The organism is Anaerostipes stercorihominis (assembly GCF_057535655.1).
The window spans coordinates 78,241-105,238 of the sequence record NZ_BAAJCL010000001.1; the positions used below are offsets into that span (position 1 = coordinate 78,241).

Annotated in this window: 23 protein-coding genes and 1 pseudogene; 5 read left to right on the forward strand and 19 right to left on the reverse strand. The window is 38.7% G+C overall.

Annotated elements, in window-relative coordinates; all coding sequences use genetic code 11:
• Positions 1 to 2: 2 nt before the first annotated feature.
• The 4 genes from AC27EF_RS00380 to AC27EF_RS00395 all read left to right on the forward strand — a co-directional run bounded on the left by AC27EF_RS00380 (position 3) and on the right by AC27EF_RS00395 (position 3,324).
• Positions 3 to 683 carry a response regulator transcription factor gene (locus AC27EF_RS00380; RefSeq protein WP_487108187.1) on the forward strand — a complete coding sequence of 227 codons (681 nt, stop codon included), beginning with the start codon at positions 3 to 5 and terminating at the stop codon, positions 681 to 683.
• Positions 680 to 1,606 carry a sensor histidine kinase gene (locus AC27EF_RS00385; RefSeq protein ID WP_487108188.1) on the forward strand — a complete coding sequence of 309 codons (927 nt, stop codon included), beginning with the start codon at positions 680 to 682 and terminating at the stop codon, positions 1,604 to 1,606. Before AC27EF_RS00380 ends, AC27EF_RS00385 begins: the two co-directional genes overlap by 4 nt.
• Positions 1,607 to 1,687: 81 nt before the next feature.
• Entirely contained in the window at positions 1,688 to 2,620 is a 933-nt protein-coding gene (locus AC27EF_RS00390) for an ABC transporter ATP-binding protein (protein WP_487108189.1), read from the forward strand.
• Positions 2,617 to 3,324 carry an ABC transporter permease gene (locus AC27EF_RS00395; protein WP_487108190.1) on the forward strand — a complete coding sequence of 236 codons (708 nt, stop codon included), beginning with the start codon at positions 2,617 to 2,619 and terminating at the stop codon, positions 3,322 to 3,324. The genes AC27EF_RS00390 and AC27EF_RS00395 overlap by 4 nt, the downstream gene beginning before the upstream one ends.
• Before the next feature lie 123 nt (positions 3,325 to 3,447).
• Here AC27EF_RS00395 and AC27EF_RS00400 read toward each other — a convergent pair whose 3' ends face one another.
• The 11 genes from AC27EF_RS00400 to AC27EF_RS00450 all read right to left on the reverse strand — a co-directional run bounded on the left by AC27EF_RS00400 (position 3,448) and on the right by AC27EF_RS00450 (position 13,309).
• The gene (locus AC27EF_RS00400) at positions 3,448 to 5,244 is read right to left on the reverse strand and encodes a serine hydrolase domain-containing protein (protein ID WP_487108191.1); all 1,797 of its coding nucleotides are present in this window, start codon (positions 5,242 to 5,244) and stop codon (positions 3,448 to 3,450) included.
• 44 nt (positions 5,245 to 5,288) lie between these two features.
• Positions 5,289 to 5,444, reverse strand: coding sequence for a hypothetical protein (locus tag AC27EF_RS00405; RefSeq protein ID WP_487108192.1), 156 nt, complete (start codon positions 5,442 to 5,444; stop codon positions 5,289 to 5,291).
• 38 nt (positions 5,445 to 5,482) lie between these two features.
• The gene (locus tag AC27EF_RS00410) at positions 5,483 to 6,415 is read right to left on the reverse strand and encodes a sensor histidine kinase (RefSeq protein ID WP_487108193.1); all 933 of its coding nucleotides are present in this window, start codon (positions 6,413 to 6,415) and stop codon (positions 5,483 to 5,485) included.
• Between the two features lie 39 nt (positions 6,416 to 6,454).
• Complete coding sequence (locus AC27EF_RS00415) at positions 6,455 to 7,288, reverse strand: DUF2705 family protein (RefSeq protein ID WP_487108194.1); 834 nt, start codon at positions 7,286 to 7,288, stop codon at positions 6,455 to 6,457.
• The gene (locus tag AC27EF_RS00420) at positions 7,272 to 8,198 is read right to left on the reverse strand and encodes an ABC transporter ATP-binding protein (protein WP_487108195.1); all 927 of its coding nucleotides are present in this window, start codon (positions 8,196 to 8,198) and stop codon (positions 7,272 to 7,274) included. Before AC27EF_RS00420 ends, AC27EF_RS00415 begins: the two co-directional genes overlap by 17 nt.
• Positions 8,199 to 8,287: 89 nt before the next feature.
• Positions 8,288 to 8,977 (reverse strand): response regulator transcription factor, encoded by a 690-nt coding sequence (locus AC27EF_RS00425; RefSeq protein WP_487108196.1) that lies wholly within the window; start codon positions 8,975 to 8,977, stop codon positions 8,288 to 8,290.
• Complete coding sequence (gene cytX, locus AC27EF_RS00430) at positions 8,946 to 10,142, reverse strand: putative hydroxymethylpyrimidine transporter CytX (protein WP_487108503.1); 1,197 nt, start codon at positions 10,140 to 10,142, stop codon at positions 8,946 to 8,948. Before cytX ends, AC27EF_RS00425 begins: the two co-directional genes overlap by 32 nt.
• Positions 10,136 to 10,948, reverse strand: a complete 813-nt coding sequence (gene thiD, locus AC27EF_RS00435; RefSeq protein WP_487108197.1) for a bifunctional hydroxymethylpyrimidine kinase/phosphomethylpyrimidine kinase — start codon at positions 10,946 to 10,948, stop codon at positions 10,136 to 10,138. Before thiD ends, cytX begins: the two co-directional genes overlap by 7 nt.
• Positions 10,949 to 11,187: 239 nt before the next feature.
• The gene (rbsK, locus tag AC27EF_RS00440) at positions 11,188 to 12,078 is read right to left on the reverse strand and encodes a ribokinase (RefSeq protein ID WP_487108198.1); all 891 of its coding nucleotides are present in this window, start codon (positions 12,076 to 12,078) and stop codon (positions 11,188 to 11,190) included.
• Between the two features lie 34 nt (positions 12,079 to 12,112).
• Positions 12,113 to 12,436 carry an LPS biosynthesis protein gene (locus AC27EF_RS00445; protein ID WP_487108199.1) on the reverse strand — a complete coding sequence of 108 codons (324 nt, stop codon included), beginning with the start codon at positions 12,434 to 12,436 and terminating at the stop codon, positions 12,113 to 12,115.
• Between the two features lie 12 nt (positions 12,437 to 12,448).
• A complete protein-coding gene (locus AC27EF_RS00450) occupies positions 12,449 to 13,309 on the reverse strand; it encodes a YitT family protein (protein ID WP_487108200.1) in 861 nt (286 codons plus the stop codon).
• Between the two features lie 163 nt (positions 13,310 to 13,472).
• Here AC27EF_RS00450 and AC27EF_RS00455 point away from each other — a divergent pair, with 163 nt between their 5' ends.
• Positions 13,473 to 13,985 carry a GNAT family N-acetyltransferase gene (locus tag AC27EF_RS00455; protein ID WP_487108201.1) on the forward strand — a complete coding sequence of 171 codons (513 nt, stop codon included), beginning with the start codon at positions 13,473 to 13,475 and terminating at the stop codon, positions 13,983 to 13,985.
• A 59-nt stretch (positions 13,986 to 14,044) separates the two neighbouring features.
• Here AC27EF_RS00455 and AC27EF_RS00460 read toward each other — a convergent pair whose 3' ends face one another.
• The 8 genes and pseudogenes from AC27EF_RS00460 to AC27EF_RS00495 form a co-directional block, all read right to left on the reverse strand.
• A complete protein-coding gene (locus tag AC27EF_RS00460; RefSeq protein WP_487108202.1) occupies positions 14,045 to 16,150 on the reverse strand; it encodes a heavy metal translocating P-type ATPase in 2,106 nt (701 codons plus the stop codon).
• Between the two features lie 63 nt (positions 16,151 to 16,213).
• Positions 16,214 to 16,519: a DUF6110 family protein gene (locus tag AC27EF_RS00465; protein ID WP_487108203.1), complete on the reverse strand. Its 306-nt coding sequence runs from the start codon at positions 16,517 to 16,519 to the stop codon at positions 16,214 to 16,216.
• Between the two features lie 737 nt (positions 16,520 to 17,256).
• The gene (locus AC27EF_RS00470; protein ID WP_487108204.1) at positions 17,257 to 17,808 is read right to left on the reverse strand and encodes a hypothetical protein; all 552 of its coding nucleotides are present in this window, start codon (positions 17,806 to 17,808) and stop codon (positions 17,257 to 17,259) included.
• A gap of 275 nt (positions 17,809 to 18,083) precedes the next feature.
• On the reverse strand, positions 18,084 to 18,428 hold the full coding sequence (locus AC27EF_RS00475) for a DUF5412 family protein (RefSeq protein ID WP_487108205.1): 345 nt from the start codon (positions 18,426 to 18,428) through the stop codon (positions 18,084 to 18,086).
• 19 nt (positions 18,429 to 18,447) lie between these two features.
• Positions 18,448 to 18,687 (reverse strand): annotated as a pseudogene (locus tag AC27EF_RS00480) (polymorphic toxin type 44 domain-containing protein); the annotation flags it as partial.
• A 110-nt stretch (positions 18,688 to 18,797) separates the two neighbouring features.
• Positions 18,798 to 19,646: a hypothetical protein gene (locus tag AC27EF_RS00485; RefSeq protein WP_487108206.1), complete on the reverse strand. Its 849-nt coding sequence runs from the start codon at positions 19,644 to 19,646 to the stop codon at positions 18,798 to 18,800.
• 57 nt (positions 19,647 to 19,703) lie between these two features.
• Positions 19,704 to 21,290 (reverse strand): RHS repeat domain-containing protein, encoded by a 1,587-nt coding sequence (locus AC27EF_RS00490; protein WP_487108207.1) that lies wholly within the window; start codon positions 21,288 to 21,290, stop codon positions 19,704 to 19,706.
• A gap of 47 nt (positions 21,291 to 21,337) precedes the next feature.
• Positions 21,338 to 26,977, reverse strand: coding sequence for a DNRLRE domain-containing protein (locus AC27EF_RS00495; protein ID WP_487108208.1), 5,640 nt, complete (start codon positions 26,975 to 26,977; stop codon positions 21,338 to 21,340).
• Positions 26,978 to 26,998: the final 21 nt, after the last annotated feature.

The following is a 26,998-nucleotide window of genomic DNA, read 5'->3' on the forward strand; positions in this document are numbered from 1 at the left end:
GAATGAAACTTCTTTTGATCGAAGATGACATCGAAATATGTGAGATGCTGCAGGAATTCTTAGAAAAAGAAGCATTTGAACTGGATTTTGTGTTGGACGGAGAAACAGGGCTTCAAAAATTTACTGAGAAGCCCTATGATCTGGTTCTTTTGGATTTGATGATGCCAAAACTAAATGGAATGGAGGTTATTTCAAGAATCCGAGAAACCAGTACCGTTCCTGTTATGATCCTCTCTGCAAAAGATGGAGATCTTGACAAAAGTCTCGGTTTGGGATTGGGAGCCGACGATTACCTTACAAAGCCCTTTTCCATGACAGAACTTCTGGCAAGAATCCGTGCCAATATCCGGCGGAATACTCAATATTCCTCTCCCCCCTCCCAGACAATCAAATGCCTGAAAGCAGGAACTCTTGTTATGAGTCTTGAAGAACATACCGTCTCTAAGGGCTCAGAATTTATTGATTTAACGCAGAAGGAATTTGAGATTTTAAAGTTATTTCTGCGCCATCCGAAAAAGGTATTTACAAAGGCAGAAATCTATTCTCTGGTTTGGAACGACACATACTTCGGAGATGAAAATGCAGTCAATGTTCACATCAGCCGTCTGCGCAATAAAATTAAAGACCCACACTATATCACAACGGTATGGGGAATCGGATATAAATTAGGAGAAAACTTATGATAGATCCAATGTTATATTTGATTCTCGGAATTCTTTTGCTTTTTTTACTCTGGCAAATACATCAAAAGAAGAAGTACCAGAGCAATTTGAAAAATCTCAGCAGACAGCTTTCCGAAATCACAAAAAATCGGACCAGCCAAAAAATCATGTTATTTACAGATGCACAAGAAATCAAGATTCTCATTGGTCAATTAAATAATATCTTAGAGGATCGGCAAAAAATCAAGGCTGAGTTTATAAAATCCCAGGATGCTTCCCAAAAAATGCTTTCTAATATTTCTCATGACATCAAAACTCCGCTCACTGTTATTTTAGGATATTTAGAACTTCTAACCGGAGAATCGTCTTCTCAAACACCCAATTTAATAAAAATTCAAAAGAAATCACAGCAGCTTTATCAGTTAGTCGATGAATTTTTTCAGCTCTCCAAATTGGAGTCCGGTGATGCAAATTTAAAGATTTCTGTACAAGACATCTGCGAGCTCTGCCGTCAAACGCTTCTTGATTTTTATGAAATTCTCACGAAACAATCCTTTGAGGTTGATCTTATCATCCCGGAAACGCCCATTTTTGTTTCCGCAGATCCCGATGCAGTCAAACGTATTCTAAGCAATCTAGTGACCAACGTACTGCGATATGGCGCTGACGGAAACTATCTGGGATTTTTCATCAGAGAAGAAGAAGCGTCTGTCTTTTTAGAAGTAATTGACCATGGAAAAGGAATTCCTGCTAAAGATCTTCCTTATATTTTTGACCGCCTTTATGTTATGGAAGATTCCAGAAACCCAATATCGGGAGGAAGTGGTTTGGGTCTTGCAATCTCCAAAGCTCTGGCTTTGGAGATGAAGGGGGATCTTGAAGTATCCAGTATCCCGAATCAGAAAACAAGCTTCCTTCTAAAGTTAAAGAGAGCTGCCCGATAGATTCTCCCAAGAAAGAAAAACGTAAGATTTATTCAAGAGTTTTGAAAAATGATCTCTGTAAAAAGAAAAAAGGAGAAATCTATGAAGTATCTTGTAAAAGCCGAAGGGATTACAAAAACAATTCATTCCAAAACCATTGTGAACTCATTAGATATGCATGTCAGACCCGGAGAAATTTACGGATTTCTCGGTCCAAACGGATCAGGAAAAAGCTCTACGATGAAACTGTTGACAGGTCTTTGGAAACCGGATTTTGGGGTCATCGAATTATTTGAAAAACCATTGTCCAACAACCGTTCCCTGCTGCAAAGAATGGGGTGTATGGTCGACTTTCCTGTATTTTACGAGGACTTGACCGGAAGTCAAAATTTATATTTCCACTGCGAATATATGGGATACCAGCGTCCAAAAGGTATTCAGGAAGCTTTGGCACTTCTTAATTTGACTCATGCAGCCCACCAAAAAGTAAGAGAATATTCCCTTGGAATGCGCCAAAGACTCGGTATCGCCCGAAGCATTCTAACGAAACCGGAATTACTGATTCTGGATGAACCCTACAATGGATTAGACCCTTCCGGAATCAAAGAAATCCGCGATCTTTTGAAACGCCTGTGTACGGAATATGGCATTACCATCATAATGTCCAGTCATATTTTATCAGAAGTAGAGCATCTGGCAGATACGATTGGAATTATTTATCAGGGAACCATGGCGGATGAATTGTCGATGGATGAAATTTCCAAAAAAAGTCTGACCTATTTGGAATTGAAAACAACAGATACCAAGCGGGCTGCATGGTTGCTTTCCGATCAAATGAACTTCTCAAATTTTAAATTGATGGATCATGAAACTTTCCGAATCTATGATACAACCGCACAGCCATCCGAAATTTCTAAATATTTTGCGGCACATGACATAGATATTCAGGGATTGCAAAAAATTCATGAATCTTTAGAAGATTATTTCCTGACGATCACAGGCGCCAAACAGAGAATGGGGGAGAAGCTGTTATGATACAATTAATAAAATTAGAATATCAAAAACACCAGATCTTGAAATATATAAGAAATGCAGGAATTTTAATCCTTATACTGGTTTGCTTTAATTTCGCCATGACGTATTTAGGAATCGCAAATGATCCGGATACCGGAGTCCCTGATCGGGCATTTTCCAACATGGGAGTTTCATCCAATGTAGAATTGCTGTCGGGAATCTCTTTTTTAATTTTTTCCGCGGTCATGCACGGAACATTTATTATCAGCACACGAAAAAATCGAACTATGGAATTAATGTTTTCTTATCCCATAGATCGCAGAAAAATCCTTGCATCTCAGATGATGGCAGTCTGGATTTTTTGTTTTTGGGGACTAATCATTGCGAAGATTGCCTGTTACGGAAGCATTGCATTAGGAGGATTATTTTTTGAAAATCCGGCGTTTCCTATGGATGTAAGTCTGACAGACCTACATTTTTATGGAATCATGCTTTTACAATCCGCAGCCACCATCAGCATTAGTTTTCTTGCGCTGGCAGTGGGTTTAAAATTAAACTCTTCCAAATCTGCAGTCATTGTATCGTTTTTATTAATTTTCCTTCTGCAGGGAAACATCGGGGGAATTTCTCTGAGAGAAAATATAATGTTCCCAGTGATTTTAACCGTGATTTCTTTTTTCTTTGTAGGAATTTGTTTGCTGCAAATCCCGTCCAAAGAGTTATAAAATCAGAGAGAGGCTGAGAAATTTCTCAGCTTTTCTTTGATTTCTCTTAAACTATAATTTAAATCAGTATTTCGCGTATAGTTTAGGATCGCTTAGAAACGGCTGTAAATGGTTCTTCCCCACCTACAGCCGTTTCTCAATGACCTCCTCAGTTTCCAGAACTCCTTCGGTCACCGGCTCCATCGTTTGTTTTACTAACATCCACAAAACATCTGTAATTCCTTTTTTCTGGAGATTTTTCATAAATGAAGATTCTCCGGCAGACATCAAAACAGAATGTAATCCATTTAAAATTAAGGAATATCCCGGAGTTTCATTCCAGTACACTAAGATTTCCGATAAGGATTCTCCTGTAAAATGAATTTTTAAATTGCGGTTTCCGGCATCCTCCAAAAATGCAATTTCTATTTTCAGAACTTCCCGATCGTCTTCATCCGTTGCCGCCTGTACCATGGCTGCCGTATGATATTTCTCGCCATGAAAATCCATCGTACTTTCTCGCCATTCCATGAGTCCTGCCGGGAACCGATAGGTTTGTCCTCGCTCATAGAAAGTTACATAAAAATCAGAATCATAAAATTCAAATCCCAGTTTTAAAATGCCATCCGTATAATTATTATGAAATACCTGCATCATCAAAGGAAAAACTCCCACATTCTGCTCTTTCAGCTGATATGTTTTTTGATGGAGTCTTTGACATAAATTTATCAAATGCTTTTTTCTTTTACCATATCTTCGCCAGGCAAAAAAATCTTTCTGAATCAAAGGCCGACTGTTTCCTTTTTCCATCCTTTGAATGGTTCGCTTTAAATTTTTGTATGCCGATGGATTTTCCGGAAGAACTTTATGAAGAGAATCTTCTAAAGGAAAATATTTTTTAAGAATTTCCTGCATTCTGCACTTCTGAAACAGGATTCCAGATCCTGCATTGGTCACAATTATCATATCCAGATCCGGATAAACAAAAACATTTTGTCCTAACATTCCATTGAAAACAAAGCTTCCCTTTCGCTCTCCCATCCAGATCTGATAACCGTATCCCGAATATCCCATATGATCGGGAACCTGAATTTGTTCCGATGTTGAAGCCCTGATCCATTCCTCGGAAACAAGAGATTTCCCATTCCATGTTCCATACTGAAGAAACAACTGTCCGATGTTTGCCGCATCCTTAGGACAAAGAAAAAGCCCCCATCCTCCTTTGGTGATCCCCCTGGGACAGGTTTCCCAGAAAACCTCCTTTATTCCAAGAGGCTCCCAAAGTCTTGGTTTTAAGTACTCCATCATTGTTTCTCCGGTGATCTCAGTGACAACGGCTGAAAGCATATAACTGTTCATGCTATTATATTCAAAAGAACTTCCCGGTGAAAAATGCAGAGGCGATTCTAAAAATCCTTTCACCCAATCATTCCCGGAAACAGCTCCGGTTTCATTGAATGCCACTCCACTGCTCATGGTCAGTAAATGTTTGATTCGAATTTCCCTCTGACGAACATACCCCATCAAACTTTTGGGTCCTTTCATCACATCCAAAAGTTTATCTTCCAGACAAAGCCGCCCCTCATCTATCAGCATTCCGATTGCAAGTCCTGTAATGGATTTGCAAAGAGAATAGGAAGCATGCCAAAGATTGGCGTGATACGGAGCAAATCCACATTGCATCAAAAGTTTTCCATGGCGCATTACCGTGATCTGATGCATTTTCACCTCTTCTTCTCTCTCCAGTTCAACAAGCATCTGCTCCAGCCTTCGAGATTCCACTCCCTGCGACTCCGGAGATGTGTTGCGGCTTTCCTGTTCTCTTTCCGCCCCGGGAAACACAGGTTTTTGCGGGAAATACGTAACCCTGCTGATATTTTCAGTTTTTCGTCGAATAAAATTCCATAATAACTCCAAAACCGGAATCTGTTCAAATGCCATGATGCCTCCTTATACAAGAGGAAACACATTTTGTAAGTTTCATCCTAAAAACTCAAATGTTTCTTTTTCCTTAACAGGTTTGCGCCGGATATAATCAGCATAACCCCGGATATAATTCCAACGCTAATGGACAGAACTCCCAAGACAATATTTCCTGCCCCTGTCCGTTTCATCGTCAAATATATTTTCTCCATTTCCATTGTTCAGACCTCCTTTTTTTGTTAGAACTACTATACCATTAATCGCTGCAATTCGTCAATTCAGATCTCTTATGACGAATCCTTTGAAACATTGCCTGAATGTAAAATTCATTCTTTTCCATCCCGGCAGAAAGTTCTGCCTGCATCCGAACCGCCAATTCCCGGGCAATGGACAGCCCCAGCCCGCTGGACGTTTTGCTCCGTGCCGCGTCAGCCTTATAAAACCGCTCAAACACCTGAGAAATATCAATTTCTTCCGGACGCTGAACTTCATTGCTGATTTTTAAATAAACATGGTCTTGATCTTCACGCATCCGAATCCGAATCTGATGAATGCCGTGATCCAGACCATTTTTAATGACATTTTCAAAAATTCTTCTAAGACCCGCCTCATTTCCAATTACATACAGCCGATGACTGGGAAGATCTATTTCAGGATGAATTTTGTTTTTGGTCCACTCATCATAATAAGAGAAAATCGTCTGTTTTAAAAGGGAATCAATGCATACCTCAGACAACTCCAAATGATATGCCGTATTTTTTACTTTGGTAAATAAAAAAAGTTCTTCCAGCATCTCTTTAAGACTATGGATGCGCCCCTGAATCATATGCAAATATTTCTTTTGTTCTTCTTTTGAAGAAGTTTCCTCCAACAACTGAAAGTATCCGTCCAGAGATGTCAGCGGCGTGCGAATGTCATGGGAAAGATTGGTGTACGTATCGGCGATCATAGCTTCCTTTTTTAAATATTCCTGATGTTCCTTTCGCTGCCGCGCCAAAAGTTCATTGAGCTGATCTGACAGTTCTCCCAGATTCCCCCAACGAATTTCCGTTTGAATCAACATGTTGCTGTCATGTTTTTTTAAAAACGACATTTGGCGGCAGATTTTTTTTATCTGCCGCCGGTATTGAATCCAGATACTCCACTGTATGATGATCACAATCAAACATAATCCAATCCAAAATTTCATTGTCTTTCCTCTTGTTCCTTATCATCGTACCCAAAACCTTTACCGAATATCCCGTTTTTCAAATACAATACAGGACAAACAAATTGCCGCCGCTCCAAATACCAGAGCTGTCCCCACTGCCCTATACAACTCACAAGCCCCGGCATTCATTGGCAGCAATGACATTTTTCCGGTTACCGTGTGATAAATCATATGAAAATCTTTTACTCCTACAGCCATCAGAATTTTGTCAATTCCACTATATAAAATGATCAGCACATTCATACACAGACATACCGACAACGTCATACTAAATACATTGGAGGCAAGGAGTATTGCAAGCACCATACAGATGAACACCAGGGCTGTGTTAAGAAGAAATTGTGTTCCAACATAGCTCCAAAAATCCGATACATCTCCCAACTCCCACGCAGAAAAATAAATCCTTTGAAACAATGCCTGCACCAGAAGATAATAAATCATAGAACAGGCCGTATAAACCATAAGTACCATTGATTTTGCAAGAATCAGATACCATCGCCTGTGAATCTGACCTCCAATGTGTTTTATATATCCGCTTTTGAAATCCGCGGTAGAAAAAATCACCGCAAATATTACAAGAAATAAAGAAACAAATTTTCCCTGCAAATTCGCATAAACCTGATCAAAGAAAGTTACCTTCTGTCCGATTTTTGTAGGCAGAGTTACGCTCATTCCGAGATTTATTGATTCTTCCTGAACCGTCTGCGCGGAAGTTTCCTTCTGCATCATCTTATAGTCTTCCTTGGACATGGCTGTGCTAAACCAAACGGCAGCCGCGAGAACAATCCATATGATATAAAGTGATTTTGTATGAAGCAGTCGATACAACTCCATTTTAACGATGTTCAGCATTCAAATCACCTCCTGTCAATTTTAAGAAATAGGTTTCCAATTCCTCACTGACAATGGAAATTCCGTCCACCAAAACTCCATTCTTGGCTAGTTCCATATTCAGCGCGGCACTCTCATTTAGCCGTTCAAATACATAAATATGTTCTGAATCCACCACCTGATAGTTGGAAAACCCCAGCTGATCCAAAACCGGAAGTGCTTTGTTGGGATTTTTTAATGAAATTTCAATTCTCTCACTGCATCGCTTCATCAGCTCATCTCTCGTCAATTCTTCCAAGAGCATTCCATTGTGAATGATCCCATAATGTGTCGCAATTTTGGAAAGTTCCTCTAAAATATGGCTGGAAATCAGTATGGTCATATTTCGTTCTTCCTGCAGTTTTTTGATAATATCCCGAATTTCGGCTATCCCTTGAGGGTCCAGACCGTTAATCGGTTCATCAAGAACTAAGAGATCCAGCTCTCCAATCAGTGCAAGTCCGATCCCCAGACGCTGCTTCATACCAAGTGAGAAATGTTTCGTTTTTTTTCTTCCGGTATGCTGTAATCCAACCTGACTTAAAATCGTTTCAATATAATTTTTTTTATGAATGCCGAACAGCTGACATTTTATTTTTAAATTTTCATAGGCTGTCATATTTCCGTATAATCCGGGATTTTCAATTAAACAGCCAATTCTTGAACGCATAGAACGCAGCTCCCTGCCGCTGTATCCAAACACACGAATCTCCCCTCCGGTTGGTTTGGAGAGATTGCAAATCATACGAAGGCATGTTGTTTTTCCCGCTCCGTTTCTTCCGATAAATCCATAAATCGCACCTTTTGGTATATGAAGATCTATGTGATCTACTGCTTTTTGATGACCATACTGTTTGGTTAATCCTCTGGTCTCTAATAGTAATTCACTCAATGGTTTCTCACTCCTTTTTTTGATTTAAGATCATTGTATCAGGGAAATCCTAATCAAACGCAAAGAAACAGTAAAAAAAGAGTAAAGATTTATCCGCCAATCCGATAACCGATTCCCCAGATGGTTTCTATATATTCTTCATCGGTCACAGTTTTTATCTTTTTACGGATATGACTGATATGGACATCCAGCGTCTTTGTCTCACCCATATATGGTTCTTCCCATGCATATTCAAAGATATCTTCTTTGGCAAATACCTGATTGGGATGTCTAAGAAGCAGTTCTAGAATCGCAAACTCCTGTTTTGTCATATTCGGAAGACGTTTTTCTCCGATCCAAACATGATGAGTTGCCGGATCTAACATAAAATCCCGATAAACAATTTGTTTTGCATCTGCTTCTTTTCCAGCCGACGCATGGCGAATCTGTATCTGAACTCTTGCAAGAACCTCAGGCAGCTCAAAGGGCTTGGTAATATAATCATCTGCTCCAGAAGTCAAAAGAGAAATTTTTTCATCCAGTTCATCCTTTGCCGTAATAACAATCACCGGAAGATTCCCCATTTTGCGAATCTTTTGGAGTACTTCTTCTCCCGAAATTCCAGGAAGCATCAAATCCAATAGTACAAGATCTATTTGCTTGCCCTGAATTCTCAAAATTAATTCCGCTTCTGTTCCGGAATATGCTCCAATAACCTTATATCCGGCATTCTTAAGTGTTGTACATAAAAGCTGATGAATATCAGCATCATCCTCTACGATTAAAATATTTGTTTCCATTTCTATTTCCAATCAATAAATTTAAAATGACACAAAGAAAGATGGTGATTGCCATATCCGGCAAGGTATTTCCAACGATGGTATCCACTCCCATGAGCCAACGGTAAATCGCAAATCCAACCACCCAAAGCATCATATTTTTGATACAAACGGTTTTTCTTGTGAAATCTTGTTTTAGGAAAAAGAAATCTGCAATCTGAATCGCAATCATTGGTGCAAACACAGACCCGATGAAATATAAGAAATCTGTAATGTCGTCCATCGGGAAACATACGGCTCCAACGGTCCCGATCACTGTCGCTGCCACAGCAACCCATTTCCCATTTATTTTTTTAGAGATGGATTCACTGGAAATTCCAGCTGACCATGCATCCAAAAAAGTCGTTGTCACCGTCGAGAATACAATAATCAAAAGTCCGGCGATCCCAAGACCTGCTTTTACCATGATTTGCGCAATATCTGATGTCCCTGTAAAAATCGAAATTCCCATTCCAATCACATACATCCAACAGCTGACAAGACCATAGACTGCGACACTGACTATCGTAGCCTTTTCTGGTTTCTCAGCCTCTCTCGTATAGTCGCTAATTAATGGCAGCCAGGATAACGGCATTGCAACGGCAAGTTCTACCGCCGCTCCAAAAGTAAAACCGTCGTTTGAAACAGATCTCATCGTATCTCCGCCAAAAATCAAATAGCTTAAAATGATCGTTAAGATAAACAATGCTGTCATCGCAACGGTGTTGATTTTTCCTAGGTTTTCCACACCGACAAAAATCCAAAATAGAATTAATCCGCCAATTAGCAGACACCAAATCCAGTGGCTGCTTTTCCAGATGCCCTCCGCCGCAAGCGCGCCATCGTAAATCATAATGGCAGTCCAGCCGACCAATTGCAGAATATTTAAAACAACAAAAAACAGGCATCCTTTCTCTCCAAAGCTCATCTTTACAGTTTCCATAGAACTTTTCCTTGATTTTCCTCCGATGAATCCTGCAAACAGCATCATAGCACATCCAATCACATGTCCGATTAAAATTGCAAGAAGGCCTTTTTGGAATCCCAGCGAGGAAAAATATGTTCCTGTCAAAATTTCAGCCAGCGAAACCCCTGCTCCAAACCAGATCAGTCCATTTTCAAAAACGGAAGTTTTTCGTTTCATGATTCTCCCGCCTCCTTTTTCCATACATCTTTTAAATCAAATGCATGATTCATCGGTCCGCTTCCTTTTCCAAGATCCAGCATATCTGCCAGTGCTCTTGAAATATAATCTTTTGCATTGTAAACCGAGGTTTTCAAATCAAACCCTTTTGCCAGATTTGCGGCAATGGCACTGGATAATGTACATCCGGTTCCATGGGTATTGGAATTTTTAATTCTTTTTCCCATAAACCAAAAGGCGCCTTGGTCGGTAAACAGCAAATCATTGGCATCATTGACGTTGTGTCCGCCTTTTAATAATACGGAGCAGCCAAGATTTTTATAAATCTTTTCTGCCGCAATGGTCATTTCCTGTTCTGTATGTATTTCCATCTCTGATAAAATCTCCGCTTCCGGAATATTTGGAGTAATCACAGAGGCCATCGGAAGTAATTTTTTCTTCAGAGTTTCTACGGCATCCTCATCCAAAAGCCGCGCCCCGCTGGTTGCAACCATCACCGGATCCACCACAATTTGATCTGCCTGATAAAATGTAAGGCGTTCGGCAATTCTTTCAATTAATTCGATCGAAGAGACCATGCCGATTTTCACTGCATCCGGACGAATATCCTCAAAGACCGCGTCGATCTGTTTTTGTAAAAATTCAGGTTCTACTTCTAAAATTCCTGTAACTTCTGTGGTATTTTGTGCCGTTAGGGCAGTAATCGCACTCATGGCAAACACGCCATTCATGGTCATTGTTTTTAAATCTGCCTGAATTCCGGCGCCTCCGCTAGAATCACTTCCGGCGATTGATAATGCTGTTTTCATAATGTCTCTCTTCCTTTCTCTCATCTGATCTGCATTATTTTTATAAAGCGGCAGAAGGTGGTGCCCCCAATCTGTCGCGAACAAAGCGGTGTAGGGAACGGAAAACCTTCCTACTACCGTAAAGAAACGGGAAACTGACAGACAGTTTCCCGTTCAGCCTGCTACACAAGCTCTTTGATTTCTTTTTCTTGAGATATTATATACCCTTCGCATGGAAATAGCAAGTTCACAATCTTGCTTTAATCTTCCCTCAAAGCCTCTTCCACTTCGTCCGCCATTGGCATTCCGCTTTGAGCTCCTAATTTCCCGATGGACAGCGCTGCTGCTGTATTTGCATAGCAAAGTGCTTCCCTCAAGCCCGCACCCTTTGCAATTTGAACGCAAAAGGCACCGTTTAAAGTATCTCCTGCTCCGGTCGTATCAACAACTTCGACGGCTTTCGCAGGCACATTTAATATTTCCCCGGATTTCAAGCAGGTCACAACTCCCCTGGAACCTCGTGTCACAATTAACTTCTCCGGATATGCTCTCAATAATTCTTCCAAAGATCTGTCTGTCCCGAAGATCTGTTTTGCCTCATGTTCATTCGGTGTTAAATAAGCAATCTTGTCCATCAGTTCCACAGGGACCTCAGCCGCAGGTGCCGGGTTTAGAACAACCGGTATATTCTCCTGATGACAAAATTCAATCACAGAATGGATCGTATCAAATGGAATTTCATGCTGCAATACGACCATGTCATATGTTTTAAGTGCGCCTTTTATACGGTCAACATAAGCACAATCCACTCTTTCATTGGCTCCCCTGATCACTACAATGGAATTATCGTGTTCCCCCACTGTAATGACTGCAAGCCCTGTTGGTACCTGATCCAAAATTTCAATATGATCTGTCGTTACTCCCATATTCTGCAAGTTCTCAATCATTCGTCTCCCCTGCTCGTCCTGCCCGACACATCCGAACATTTCAACCTGTGCTCCCAGTTTTTGCATTGCCACTGCCTGATTGGCGCCTTTCCCTCCGGGACTGTAACAAAGATCTTTCCCAAAAACAGTTTCTCCCTTACCCGGAATCCGCTCGGCAATTACCATCATATCGGCATTGATACTCCCAACAACTGCTATTTTCATTGATACCCTCCTTTGGAATCACAACTTTATACTGCTATTTTCTTAAAATTTCCTTTGGCGCTTCAATCTCATCGGCGATGGTATGTTCGGTTAATTCAGAAAGAATTTTAATTTTTTGATTCAAAATAGGCCGCATACAATTCGGAACATGCTCCTGGTGAGCCCGATGAATTGCCACGCACTCTTTGCAGTTTCCATGATACCGGCAGGCTTTTTGACAGGAACAGTGATCCTTTTCTTTGTATTCTTCTCGAAACTGCGCTGCAAATTCTTCCTGCAATCTCAATCCCTCCTGACGGTTTCCTCGATGAAATTCTTTCATTGCATCCAATTCCTTCTGATTTCCTTCAATGATCATGTTCATCTCCTCCTACTCGTTTGGCTTAAAATAAAATTTTCCTGCCAGCTGCTCCGTCTTGACTGCATTAATAAACGCACACGGATCTGCTTTTTTAATCTCACGGATGACAGCTTTACTCTCTGCTCTGGATACCACAGAATAAACAACCTGTCTCTGCTGATGTTCATATGGTCCTTCTCCATTCATGATCGTTGCCCCATGATTGGAAACCTTTGAAATGGCTTCATAAACATCCCATGCACAATTGGTAATAATAAACAAAGTCTGCTGCTGATATTTTGTATAAAGCATATGAAGCACCTGCGTAGAAGTATATTGAAATATAATGGAGTAGAGTGCCTTATCCCATCCGAAAAGAAGCCCCGCGGCAATCAAAATTAAACTGTTCAAACCGAAAATCAGATTCCATGCATCAATTCCTTTTTTCTGTGATAAAAAGATGGCAACGAAATCTGTTCCGCCTGTGGTTGCATTTGCCATCAGACAAAAGCTAATTGCAAATCCATTGATCAAGCCGCCGAAAACACTGATTAACAACGTATCGTATGTGATGGCATAGCTTGGCAGAACATCCGTTAAAAATCCCGTCAAAACGATGGTAAGACAGGAATACAATGTGAATTTTTTTCCGATAAAACGATAGCCAATATAAACCGGAACTGCATTTAAAAGAATATTAATGACAGAATAAGGAATGCCCCAATGAAAAAACAAATCCGCACTTCTCTGAATCAGAAGTGCAAGACCGGTTGCGCCTCCCGGATACAGTCCGCCTGTTCTTACAAAGGATTTGATATTAAGCGCCATAACAAATGACACAACGCAGACAATCAGCAGCCGTTTTCCATCCTGTTTCAAACAAAATTTCATATAAACGTGCCCCCTCTTTTTCTTATCGACTTTATCATAACATAAGAGTTGTGAAGATACAATTTTTTCATCATCTCCCGAATTATCTTTTTGTCATGTCATTGGATTTTTTATTTTTTCGTGATAAAATAATGAGATCTGATAGAAACGAGGCGAATTTGAAATGATTATGATACGAAGATTTGAAACAAAAGACCGGAGCGCTGCCATAAAAATATGGAATGAGATTGTATCTGAGGGACAGGCGTTTCCTCAAACGGAACTGCTGACTGAAGAGACCGGTCTTTCGTTCTTTCTGGAACAAACCTATACCGCAGTTGCATTGGAGACAAATACCAATCAGGTGGTTGGTCTTTACATCCTTCATCCCAATAATGTCGGACGCTGCGGTCATATTTGCAATGCCAGCTACGCCGTCGCATCTTCCCAGCGCGGGAAACAAATTGGAGAGACCTTAGTACGGCACTGTTTAAAAGAAGCTCCCAAGCACGGATTTCGTATTTTACAGTTTAATGCTGTTGTTGCGAGCAACCGCCCAGCTTTAAAACTTTATAAAAAACTTGGATTTCTTCCACTGGGAATCATTCCCAAAGGGTTTCAAAAAAATGACGGAACCTATGATGATATTATTCCCCACTATATCGAATTAGAAAACGCGGAACGTTTTCTATATTAGAAACAAAACGCTCGTACCGGTCAAAACATATTTGACGATACGAGCGTTGAAATTTTTCCTTACTCAAAACGAACCCTTTTGGGATCCTGCGGAATTAAATTTTTCATACTTCTAAGTCCAATCAGCAGGGTAGATGTATTATGGAGCAGCGCTGAAGTTGTTGGCTGAATCATGCCAATGACCCCGGCTCCAATCAGTCCCGTATTAAATCCTACAATTACCCGGTAATTTTGATGAATCCTCTTCATTAATTGCCGGCTTAGCTGTCTCAAACGAACTAATTCGTAAAGGCTGTCTGCCTCAATGGTTACATCTGCAATTTCGCGGGCAATTTCAGCTCCATCGCTAATTGCGATTCCCACATCCGCTGCTGAAAGCGCCGGAGAGTCATTCACTCCGTCTCCAATCATAACAACCTTCCGCCCCCTCTTTCGCTCTCTTTTTACAAAAGCTGCTTTGTCCTCCGGAAGAACTTCTGAATAATATTCATCTACCCCGACGCTCTCGGCAATGACACTTGCCGTTCGCTCATTATCTCCGGTCATCGTAACAATATTAGAGAACCCTGCCTCTCTCAATCGGCAAATAACGTTTCCCGCTTCTTTTCTTAATGGATCTTCAATGCAAATGACTGCTGCGAGCTTTTGTTCCATCGCCATATAGAGATGAGAGCACTCATCTGGAAGCTGCTCAAATACAGACTCCATTCCCGCTGGAATTTCGCAGGCTTCGTCTTCAAATATAAAATGATGACTACCGATGACTACTTTTTTTCCATCTATGGTAGAAGATATTCCGTGGGCCACAATATATTCAACTTTAGAGTGCAGCTCTTTATGAATCAATCCCTGATCCTTGGCGGCCTGAACGACTGCTTTTGCCATAGAATGCGGAAAATGCTCCTCCAGACAGGCTGCAATTCTTAAAAGTTCCTCTGAATTTTGTCCATTAAATGATACGACGTCTTTCACTGTCGGCTGGGCTTTCGTCAGAGTTCCTGTCTTGTCAAAAACAATGGTTTCCGCTTCTGCCATTGCCTCTAAATACTTGCCTCCTTTGACAACAATTTGACGTCCGTTGGCTTCTTTTATGGCTGATAAAACAGAAATCGGCATCGCAAGCTTCAATGCACATGAGAAATCCACCATTAAGACAGATAGTGCCTTAGTTATATTTCCAGTTAGGAAATATGTAGCGGCAGTGCCAAGAAGAGTGTATGGCACCAAGCGGTCCGCCAAATGTTCTGCTTTACTTTCTACCGAAGATTTCAGCTTTTCGGACTCCTCAATCATCGTAACAATTTTCTCAAATTTACTGCTTCCGTTGAGTTCTTTTACCTGAATAACCAGATTTCCCTCCTCCACAACGGTTCCCGCATAGACATATCCGTCTTTTTGTTTTCGGACCGGAAGAGATTCTCCCGTGAAAGACGCCTGATTAACGAGAGCCTCTCCTTCATCGACAATTCCGTCAAAAGGAATCATATTTCCCATATGGACATAGATTTGATCTCCGGGCTGTATATCGGCGGATGAAACGAGAACCTCATGGTCTCCTTCGATTTTCCATACCTTTGTGACATTCAGAGACATGCTTTTTGCAAGATCATCGACTGACTTTTTATGAGTCCATTTTTCCAGAGTTTCTCCGATTCCCAGAAGAAACATAATGGATGCCGCCGTATTGATATCTCCTCGAAAAACTGAAACCCCGATGGCAGTTCCATCCAATACCGGAACTTCAATTTTCCCCTTTGCAAGAGTTTTGATTCCTTCATAAATATAGCGAACAGATTTTATGACTGTAATCCCCGCCCGGATTGGATACGGAAGAAAAAGTTTGCTGCCATAATGAAAAAGGATCTGATTGCTCAATTGATCCCAATATTGCTGGTTCAGTCTCCGACTTTTATGTTCCTGATAATGTTCTGGGATCTGAACGGTTCCCTTCTGAAAAAAGATTAAGAGCTTTAAAATTTCCTTTCTTGATCCTGTATAGCAAATCACAAGATCCTGCGTCCTGTCATAAACCTTTGTAGAAATCACATTATCTCGAGAGGATAAATAATATTGAAGTTCATCCGTTGTCTTTGGGTCAAATTTCTCTTTTTGACAAATATGAATGCGAATTCTTCCCCTGATTTCATGTTTTATTACAAATTTCATAAACTTCCCTCTTTCTTAAAAGCGCCTGCAGCTTCTGCTGCAGGCGCTTTTCACAGTACGAGATTACGCTTCCTCTTCGGCAGCCTTTTCGACTTCTTCTTCATTTTCAAAGGTTTCTTCCTGCATCATTCTGTCTTCATTGATCTGCTGTGCTTCGGCGTAAATATCTTCTGCATTTTCTTGTACTGTTGCTGCAGTTTTCATCAAAGATTCTTTTGCACGCAAAATCGCAGCAGTGCAATTGGTATACACCTTTTTGGCATCCTTACTTGCCAAAAGCTTTACTCCTGCAGTTCCAAATAATACGCCGGCTGCAAAAAATCCTGTCTTTTTGCTGTGAAGCGCTGATAAAATCTTTTTACAATCCATGGTTTTGTCCTCCTCATTCTGTAACTCTATTGATGTTTGTACCCGGTATACATTGTCATGAACAGGCAAAAGATCATTGCCCATGCCCAACATCTGTGCTTTTTCATTGGGAAACACCTCCATGTGTTCTGCTTTCCTGTGGTAACTTTGTTTATTATAAGCCCTTCTCTGCGGTTAATCCAGTTATATATCCTTATTGAGAAAACTTCTCAACTACTCAATATTTCTCCATCCGACACGATACAAATCACTGTAACTGTATAACAATATTGATATACAAAAAATAATTATCCTTTATTTTTATCACTCTACCAATAGTATAGAAATTTTTCATTTTCAAAAATACAAAAAGAAAAGGCACTTTTCAATGCCTTTTCTTTTTGTATTTATATCATATTGAAAATGATGCATATAATCCATATCCATAAAACAGTCATAAAGATACTAAAAAACCATGTTGCCAGAATATGAAAGTATTTCATACCTCCGGCCCAGTTCATATTTCCTGTCACAGCTCTCATATACTTATCTTTATTCACTCCATAATACACACTGACTGGCCAAAATATGATAAGCATGAAAAAGATATATTTCCTCTGATATTTCTTTCCATAGTCTTTCCACAGACATTTTCCTTTGGCGGAATAAAAAGCTTTGTACTTTCCCTCATCAATTAATCCTATCTTCTTTATAGCAATTCCTCCGTATATTTATTATAATATACGAATTATTATAAATCAATGAAAATATATTGCCTTAACTTTTAATACCCATGTTGAACTGTACAGTAGTATATTATATTGAGGATCTTTTAATGGTCTAATTTTTAATAAAACTTTTTGTTCATCATATTTTCTATAATGAACTTTCCCTTTTTCTATATTCTTAAATATATATTTTCCATCCTCTAAATTAAACATAAAAATACCATTCCATACATCATAATTAAATTTATTATTATCTCCCTTTTTATTTAAAAATTTTCTTGAATCATTCATTAATTTTTTATTATCATTAATCTCTTCAATTTCTAATGTATACAATATTAATTTACTTTTATTTACCACCAAGCTATATGAATTTTCATCACACATGCTTTTAATCTTTCTATTTTGTTGTTGATCAAAAAAATACTTTTCCCAATATATCTCTTCAATATCCTTTATGTAAATTTTTTTCCTATTCTTCAACTCTGAATTTATGATACAAATTTGCAAACATTTTTCTTTGAAAAAAAATTCGATATTTTCAATATAATTTTCATATTCATTCAAATCACAATAATTCATTTTATTACCATACCACTATTTTATATATTTTCTCAACATTATTCTTTCTAAATTTATATTCATATATATTCTTTCGCAAATATTTTCATTAATAACATGTAATTATAAAATTAAATATTATCTTTAGAAAATTTTTATTATTTCACTTGTCTACCTAGAAGGGAGCATATCAGTAATTAGTGCGCAGCCTCTTTTACCCCTATTAGATCCTTTTATGGTCCCTCGTGCATATTTTGTAAGCATTTCTGTAACACCCGTATTCAATGTGTTCTTATTTAATGTCTCGAATCATATACGTCTTTTAAAACATTCAACTCTTTATTTCCAATTTTTATCCTTGTATCATCCACCCATTTTACATTTACATATTCTTGACGATATTGAAAATAAATAATTTTTTTTCGATGAGTCTTATTATTTTTTATCTCGACAATCGTAGAATAGTCAACAGTTGCCCCTCCTGTCCCATGATATATGTAGGCACAGTACTTATTTCCAGGAGAATTTATCTTTTCAATCATTTCACCTTTTGGAATACTTTGAGTATCCCACATAAAATGATAAAATAAGAAAAATATTATTCCAACTATAAAAATTAAAATTATAATAATCTTTTTCATTCTTATCTCCTCGCTTTAACTAACATAGGTTTAAATATAAGATACTTTTTATTTTTTTACCATATACAGGTTTATTTGTTCTTTTGTATAAATCTACACCAAACTTAATCATACTTGTATCGTGAGGATCATCTCCATACGACAATGCATATTTCCATTTCGATGTTCCTGATTTAATTTGATATACTCCAGCTCCTGCACATAAAAAGTTTTTAGAAAATAATACTGTACCTACATAACCAAAATGAACATTTCCAACATCATCATTTCTCGTTCATCTCTCCATGATAGGTATTCTCTGTTAAGAATCTTCCAGCTACAACTCCATCCTGATAATAATAGTTAGTGATTTCACCTTCATCACCTTCTTTAATTATCTTTCAAAAACAACGGATAAAATTCTGCATACGGAACAATTTCTCTTATTATTGTTGCAACTTTTTTACTAACAATCATTTCCTGAAATTCATCATAAAATTCATATGTTAAATTGACGTCTTCTAATTCTTTTATTCCATCCTTGGTAATATATTTTTGTTGAAACATATATTCGTCTTCATCTTCTTCCATAATAATTCTTCCACATTTATTACATTGATTTTTAAATTTATAATTATAGTCTATATAACTTTTCTTTGGCAAAATATTATCTGTGATAAGAGTATATCCTAGTATACTTTTACTTTTACTGACAATAGGTTGAAAATACTTTTGACTTATTCCATTTTCCCATAATTTTTCTGCCAATTTTGGTAATAATAATATCTCTCCTGTACCATCTAATCCTGCCATTCCATATTCATTTTTATGTTTTCTTATATAACCTTTGGGTTGTGCATAAAATATTGTATCTGTTTTTCTTTTGCTATAACATACGTCACATTCATCATACTCATTATCTATATCTTCATACTCCTCACAATAATACTCCGGAAAACATAAGACAAATGCTTTTGCTTTTTCAAACTCTTCATATGAAACTTTAACATCATAGTTTAAACAAATAAATTCTACATCTTTCCTATTTAATTTATAAAACTCTACTATTTGTTTATATAATTCTGAATCTTGATTGATTTTATATATAAATGATCCAGCAAAACGATTTCCTGTTTTAAATTTTTTTAATTTATATAAAAATCTAGAAATATGTTTTTTTATTTTCCAATCTACTTCTTCATTATCATAAGTTAATATAATTTCAACATTAATATCCAATTCTATCTCCTTTCAGCAGCATCCAATATTAATTATAATAGTGGATGCTGCTTTATCTTATTTATAATACTTATTAATTATTTCTGTAGCTATTTTTCTAAGTTCTGGCATATCATGATATACAATACGTGCATCTTGTAATAGCTTTTTTTTGGTCAAGTTTTTATATTTCTTTTTACCTCTTTCATATGGTTGAACCTTTCTCCATCTGTTAGTTATCTTTCTATGCAACTCTTTACTTATTGGTACAGACGGATAATCTCCTGGTTTTAAATCTAATTTCCCAAATCGTTTTTCTATTATATGATGAATCTCTATTCCAGATTTCTTCCGATTCTTTATTGATTTAGCCAATGCCTTATATTTTCCTACGGTTAAACATTTTTTTCCTTTTTTAAAGTCGCTAGTCTTATTAGCAACTTTTAATATTATTTTCCCTCCTCTTTTAACATATGAACCAGGCGCAAACGGAATAACTGTTGCTCCTACATCCCATAACAAATATCCAAAATTACTCCATGATGGCGTTTTGATAAATTTGGCTATGCTATAGCCCAAATTCGCTATGTCAAGTGCAGTTTCCATCCAATGCCCACTAGGATCCACATAATTCACTGGATTGTTCGCGCAATATACATATAAATGTTGTGTATCAGGCTCGTTCACCTCTCCACGATAGGTATCCTCTGTTAAGAATCTTCCGTCTTCCGGATGATAATATCTGGCATTCAGATAATATAGTCCTGTACTCTGATCATAGATCCCGCCCGTATAACATACTTCATTTTTCGCCTGATCATCTCCATAAATTGTGGTTTCTCCAAAATCTGTATACTGATACGTTGCATCAGCACTTCCATCTGCTCTGATCAGACTTGTGGTACTTCCCTGGATATCTTTGTTATAGAGATAATACTGGGTCGTATCCTTCTGATATCTCTGGGTCGCAAGGATGTTCCCTTCTGTTCCGATCAGATTCTGAGAGTTCTGCTCTCCGGCTGCATCCGTTGTGTAAGCTACAACTCCATCCTGATAATAATAGTTAGTGGTTTCATCTCCATCCATCTTCTGAATCCGCTGTCCGTCTCCATTGTAGAGATTCTGCTGGAGCACAGCTGTTTGCCCATCTTTTGTCACAGATACCTGACTTAAACGATTTTCTGCATCATATGCATAGGTTTGGATCTCTCCGGTCTTTGTATTCTTCACATCCGTCTGGTTTCCATTGACATCATAATCATACTGACGGACTTCTTCCACCGCAATTCCTTTTTCTTTGGTGGCTGTTTTTAACTGATCCAGCCCGTTATAAGTATACGATGTCCTGGTTGTTCCATCATCTTCTTTGATCCGGTTTCCAACGTTATCATAGGTATATATGACCGTCTTTTCCTGGTCATTTTTCTTATGATCGGTTGTCACTGTTTTGACCAGGCGTCCCAGTGTATCATAGGTGTATGCTTTTGTCTCATGGACTTTCTTTGCATCTTCCTTTGGATAGTTATTAACTTCTGTTTTTTCTATGATATTAGAATTCTTATCATAGCTGTACTGATAAGATTCCATCTCTTTTCCTGTCTCAAGATCTGTATAAGTCATCTCTTTGACACGGTCAAAACTATCATAAGTATAGACTTTTTTCACTGCCTTGTCACTGCTGTCTAACAGATCCCTGTGATCTTTGATTTCTTTTACCTTTCCATAGGCGTCGTAGCTGTAACTTCGGATACTCTTTTCTGTTGTCTGCCCTTTGGAGTGTACTTCTCCTCTGATCTCGTTGAGCCAGCCATTTTGATCATAAACATAAGATAATGCATGAATGCCATCTTTGGTTGTTGGATAAGATACTTTCCTGAGATTTCCATCGTTATCATAAGTATATCGGATTTGATGATCTTTGATATCATCTTCTGTTGGCTGAGTGCTCGGCTGATCTCCGCAAACGCTGAAATACGTCCTCTTTGATCATAGGTGTATTCCGTATAGCGATAAGCGGTCTCTGTCTCGGAAGATACTCTGTAGTCTGTCATCTCTGACAGCTGCCCCTGATCATCATAACGGTATTTACTGATCAGGGTTTTCGTTCCTTCCTTATCATAAGACTGTGTTTTTACCATCAGATTCCGATTATCATATTCATAAGTCTTTTTCGCACCATTTGCATAGGTTTCAGATAGCTTGTTTCCACGATCATCATAAGCATATGTTGTTATAATGGATTCACTGCCATCTCCAAGATCTTTCGTCTCTGTCACAGACCCGGCTGCACTTGCCACTTCCTGATTCACATGTCCATTTGCATCTGTAACACTCGTTGTCGTTGAACCATCCGAATTGATCTGATAGGAAACTTTTGTCTTTTTTTCTCCCTGTGTGATCTCCGTCACACGATCCTGATCATCATAAGTATAGGAGATCTGATTTCCATTTCCGTCGGTTTTTGCTGTCTCATTTCCTTTGCTGTCATACTCTGTTTTCTGCAGGATGGAACTGTTTCCAGCCTTCACCACAGGATCCGAAGTTCCCTTTGTGATTTCTGGATTCTGGATCGTTGCCGTCTGTTTCCCTTCTTTATCATATAACTGTAAAGAAATTTTTCCATCTCCGGAAGGCTTTGTTCCAAGGCTGATCGTTGCGATCTCTTTTCCATCTCCGGTAAACACATGATCTGTATATAGCCCATTGCTAAAACTTCTCACTGTCCGTCCAACTGCATCCGTCCAAGTCTTTTCACTGACCCGCCCATTCCTCTTTATTGTCTGGACACTTAAATTTTGATAATCCTTTGTTCCATTTAACGTATGAATCTGTGCATCTTCATATCCATAAGATGTTTCTGTTACAGAATCTGTTCCATCTGCAGATTCTATTGCCTTGATCACACGGTTCAGAGAATCATAGCTGTAAGTAGTTGTGACACCAGATGCATTCGTTTCTGTTTGTACCGTACCATTTGCATCATAAGTTTTTGATTCTGTCTGTGTGATTCCAGAGGATGTTGTCTTTGTCTGCAGCACTCTTCCCATAAAGTCATAGGTTGTTGCGGTGCTGCTTAAAATATTTCCTTTGCTGTCTTTATGGACGGTTTCTGTTTCACGCCCCATGGCATCCGTTTTTGTGACCGATGTCTCTTTCTCTTCTCCTTGTGTTATCGTTGTTATCTGCGTTGTTCCCTGTACACTGTCCTCATATGTATTTTTCTCTATGGAATCTGGTTTGCCTTCCTGCGTTGTCGTGGCTATTAATGGTTGTCCATGATCATCATAAGATGTGATTGTCTTTGTTTCTTCTTTTTGGTTCTCTCCAAAATCCGTTTCTTTCGTGACATTTCCGTCGTCATCATATTCATAATCTGTCTCTGAAATGAACTCATCTCCATTGGTTGTGATTTCATTAGTTGGAAGATATGGATCATCAGAATCCCCATACTCGATTTCTGTAACATCCCCGTTTTCTTCCGTTTCCTTCATGATATCATCATTCTGATTATACGTTATGCTTGCAATGGCAAATGTCGTTTCCTGTTCTTTCTCCGATTTTAAGAATTGTACCAATCCATTCGCATCTAAATCCTGATAATTGATTTCTGTTTTGATCTTTGTTACTAGATATTCATTTTCCCAGTCTTCAGGCTTCCCATCTTCGACTCCGTCTTCATAACTGTAACTGCTTTCCATTCCATTGGCATCCGTTTTTTTTAGGATTTTTCCCGTACTCTTATCAAAGATTACAGAATCTTGTGCTGTTTTTGTTCCATCAGCTTTATGAACCGATACCGTTGTTGTTCCATCTCCATAGGAAAGCTGCTGATATTCTCCATTTGGCCGGATAAATTTTTCTGCCTTTTCTCCTGTATATATGATCTGATACTCATTCTTTTTCGCATCCAGGATCTTATTCATTTTTCCGTTGCTTCCATAAACATATGTCTGATCTACGGAAGAAGATCCGCTGCTGTCTTTGTGAGAAACTCCGATCAATTTTGTTCCATCATAAGTATAGACCATTTTTGTTCCGTCAGGCAGTTGGATCTCTTTTACCAGGTCTTCCCTTTCTCCACTTTCATAATAAGTAAAAGCAAGCTCTTTCTTCAGATTTGATATGATCTTATGTAGTCTTCCCCTGTCATCATACTGATAGATCACATAATTGTCATTGCTGTCCGTTGCCTTTGTGATCTGTCCATTGGCATCAAACTCATATTGGGTTCCATCTTTCATCTTGATCTGAACAACTTTTGAAACTGAGACTGCTTCGTTGCCATTTCCTGCCTGTGTTTCTGTTTTTGAATTTTCTTTCTGTCCTGGAGTGTATGTTTTTGTTGAAGGTACTGCTGCTGCAAACACATTTTCAGAAGAAATCTCCATACTGCTTACATAAGCGATGGCTTTCTGGTCACTATCCTGAGACTTTTTGGCAGACTCTGTCTGCTCAAATCCAAGCTGATAATCTTTTGTTTCCTCATTTTCATATTCTGTGTGGCTGCTTTTTGCTGTACTCTTTCGATAGGTAAGATAACTTCCATCACTATCCTGAAAGATGATCTTATCTCCAACCTGATATAATTCTTTATGAAAACTATCATACCATCCAAGTCCTAACATTCCCGTTTTATCTGACTGACTGTTATAGGTTCTTGTAAGCCCCAAATCCAGTAAGAAGGATGGGATTGAAAAATCTGTATTTTCATACATCAAGTTTCCCTCTGATTTTTCGACATCACCAGTTCCATTTGGTGTACTGATCTCCATCGTATCCCGATAATCCTTGCTTCCAAGGCGTTTTTCATATTCACTTTTATCATCTTGTGTCATCTTCTCAGATGTTATCGTATCACTCTGTTCATTGACATTTCCGCCAGATGAAAGCTTCTGTGCACGTACTTTGTAGTAATAATCTTTTCCATCCCCTGTTCTCGGATCCATACAGTAAGAATCTTTGATCGCTCCACGCACAAATGTTGTATCATCCGGCGTAAAGTCTTTGCTTTCTCCGCGATAAACCGCATAATAAATACTGTCTGGAAGATCTTTCTTATCCCATGAAATCACTGTTTTTCCATAAGATTTTCTGACCTTTAGGTTTGCCGGTGTATAATCCCGTGCTTTTGCAGCATCTGTATAATAATAGGTAATGGTTTGTGCAGTACTTTCATTTCCAGCTTTATCAACTGCGATCACAGAAATTTTAAATTCTTTTCTTCCGGTTGTTGCATCTGCCGGAATCTTAACATCTGCTGTTGCTGATCCATTCGCATCCGCTGTCCCGCTCTTTAAATAAGATGAACTACCATCCACTTTATATTTAAAATAAGATGCATTCTTATCATCCATTTTTACCGTTAATTTTGGAGTCGTTGAACTCGATGGTTCACTGCTTACTCTTCCAGAATCCAGACTTTTGGCTGTAATCTTTGGAGCCGTTCGATCAATCGTAAACCATGCTCCTTTTCCATAGCCATTAATATATCCATTATCCACTCCTCGAACAACAATCTTATAGTTTCCTTCTGCCCATTTATCACAATTGATATTTGCTGATCCACTTGATGTTGTTCCGATCTTTGTAGCGGAAGAATATGGAACATAATTGGAATTTCCTTCTGCATTATTTACCCAAGTAGCAAGGCGATATTCTACTCTGTTTAAAGATTTTGACTGAATTCCTGCCCAGAAAAGCTTAATGCTATGTGCATTTTTTCCTACATAGGATGGGGTTACCGTTGCACTGCTTGCAGTCGTTGGTCCATCGTAATATGTCACAGACATCTTTGGTCGGTTTGCCGATGCTCTGGAACTGTAAAACTGTCCATAGCTTTTTGTTTCATCAGCATTCTTTAACATTACTCCATAAGACGTGATCTTTCCAGAAGCACACTCCCTGGCATATTGAGTCAAGTTAATGGTCCGCTCTTTTTTCGCTGTCCCTGTTGTCTTGACACTTCCATAGTTCGTACTATACCCTGGGCGATTACTCCATTTTAGTCCTGGTCTTGACCAATTTTCCGTAACCCTTCTTGCCTCAATTGTTTGTCCACTCTGGCTGCTTCCAGTTTCATACATCGTAAGTTTAGCACTGTCTACATACTTTCCATCAATCTTTTTTGTAAAATCTTTAAAACGAAGATAGGTACGATACACCCCCTGCTTTGCTTTTCCTGCCATCATGACAGTAACTCCGCTATCATAAAAATTCGTATCTTTATAAGATCCATTAATCACATAGACATCCCAAAAATCGGAAGATCCCGTCCATGTTACGGTGGGGTCAATTGTCACTGGATATTTTCGATCCTTCTCTTTGAAATAATCTTCATCAAGATGAAGAGTTAACAGATAGGAATCTTCTTCTCCGTCTGGTTCAATCTCATAAGAAAGTTTCTCACTGTATGCTTTTCCTGTGTTATCATTCATGTTTGGAGCTTCCAAAGTTGCAACAAGGTCTTCTGTTTTTTCATCCAGAAAACTAATTCCACCGTCCATTACATTCTTCTTTGGAACCAGTCCTTTTGCCTGAAAGCGAAATCTTAGTGCATTTCCCTCTGGGGCTTTTGTTAATACGATGCTTTCCTTCACTCCCATATTTAAAGACTGGTAAGAAAATGTACAATCTTTCTTTTGGGATTCATAGGAGACCTTCACTGGTTTTTCTTCCTGATTCTCCTCGGCATCTTCCACACGGGCATCTTCCAGCTCTTTTCGTTCCAGCTCTTTGACGGATGTCAGTGCATCTTCCATATCCTCTGCAGCTTCTGATCCTTCTTTCCCGGATGGTTCATCCCCCGAAATACCTTTGACTGCTTTCTCTGCCTGTGAGACTGCATCTTCCACAGAATCTGTCACTGAATGATTGATTTTCGTTTCTTTCTCTTCCTTTACATCCTTCCCATAAATCGGTGCAAAGGAAATCTGATAATCTCCATTTTCCATTAAGATAGGAGTTTCTTCTGTCAGATTCTTCGGAAGATAATGCTTTTTATCTCCTTCTTTATTTTCATACTGATAGTCGCTTAAGTCCTCACCCTGATTACTTTTTTGTTCTTTTACCTGAACCAGACTGGGATCATAGTCTCGAAGTTTTCCATTTTCATCTTCAAAACGAACATCCTGTCCATAAAATACGGTCTGTTTCTTTCCATCTGGCAATTGAAATGTCGTCGAATCCTTTGTGCTTTCTTTTCCAAGAACTTTTCTTTGTTCTTCTTGTTTCTCCGTTTTTTCTGCCGCACTTATCACTCTGTTGCCATTTACAATTGCAGACCACTCGATTGATGTAAAAACCATAGCAAATGTCAACAGCCAACTTGCGAACATCCTACAATACTTTTTCATAAAGATCCTCCTGCTTTTGGC

Bases quoted from the DNA above. Each gene is read 5' to 3' on its own strand.
- AC27EF_RS00380 (WP_487108187.1), top strand. From the start codon at position 3: ATGAAACTTCTTTTGATCGAAGATGACATCGAAATATGTGAGATGCTG.
- AC27EF_RS00385 (WP_487108188.1), top strand. From the start codon at position 680: ATGATAGATCCAATGTTATATTTGATTCTCGGAATTCTTTTGCTTTTT.
- AC27EF_RS00390 (WP_487108189.1), top strand. From the start codon at position 1,688: ATGAAGTATCTTGTAAAAGCCGAAGGGATTACAAAAACAATTCATTCC.
- AC27EF_RS00395 (WP_487108190.1), top strand. From the start codon at position 2,617: ATGATACAATTAATAAAATTAGAATATCAAAAACACCAGATCTTGAAA.
- AC27EF_RS00400 (WP_487108191.1), bottom strand. From the start codon at position 5,244: ATGGCATTTGAACAGATTCCGGTTTTGGAGTTATTATGGAATTTTATT.
- AC27EF_RS00405 (WP_487108192.1), bottom strand. From the start codon at position 5,444: ATGGAAATGGAGAAAATATATTTGACGATGAAACGGACAGGGGCAGGA.
- AC27EF_RS00410 (WP_487108193.1), bottom strand. From the start codon at position 6,415: ATGAAATTTTGGATTGGATTATGTTTGATTGTGATCATCATACAGTGG.
- AC27EF_RS00415 (WP_487108194.1), bottom strand. From the start codon at position 7,288: ATGCTGAACATCGTTAAAATGGAGTTGTATCGACTGCTTCATACAAAA.
- AC27EF_RS00425 (WP_487108196.1), bottom strand. From the start codon at position 8,977: ATGGAAACAAATATTTTAATCGTAGAGGATGATGCTGATATTCATCAG.
- thiD (WP_487108197.1), bottom strand. From the start codon at position 10,948: ATGAAAACAGCATTATCAATCGCCGGAAGTGATTCTAGCGGAGGCGCC.
- rbsK (WP_487108198.1), bottom strand. From the start codon at position 12,078: ATGAAAATAGCAGTTGTTGGGAGTATCAATGCCGATATGATGGTAATT.
- AC27EF_RS00445 (WP_487108199.1), bottom strand. From the start codon at position 12,436: ATGATCATTGAAGGAAATCAGAAGGAATTGGATGCAATGAAAGAATTT.
- AC27EF_RS00450 (WP_487108200.1), bottom strand. From the start codon at position 13,309: ATGAAATTTTGTTTGAAACAGGATGGAAAACGGCTGCTGATTGTCTGC.
- AC27EF_RS00455 (WP_487108201.1), top strand. From the start codon at position 13,473: ATGATTATGATACGAAGATTTGAAACAAAAGACCGGAGCGCTGCCATA.
- AC27EF_RS00460 (WP_487108202.1), bottom strand. From the start codon at position 16,150: ATGAAATTTGTAATAAAACATGAAATCAGGGGAAGAATTCGCATTCAT.
- AC27EF_RS00465 (WP_487108203.1), bottom strand. From the start codon at position 16,519: ATGGATTGTAAAAAGATTTTATCAGCGCTTCACAGCAAAAAGACAGGA.
- AC27EF_RS00470 (WP_487108204.1), bottom strand. From the start codon at position 17,808: ATGAATTATTGTGATTTGAATGAATATGAAAATTATATTGAAAATATC.
- AC27EF_RS00475 (WP_487108205.1), bottom strand. From the start codon at position 18,428: ATGAAAAAGATTATTATAATTTTAATTTTTATAGTTGGAATAATATTT.
- AC27EF_RS00495 (WP_487108208.1), bottom strand. From the start codon at position 26,977: ATGAAAAAGTATTGTAGGATGTTCGCAAGTTGGCTGTTGACATTTGCT.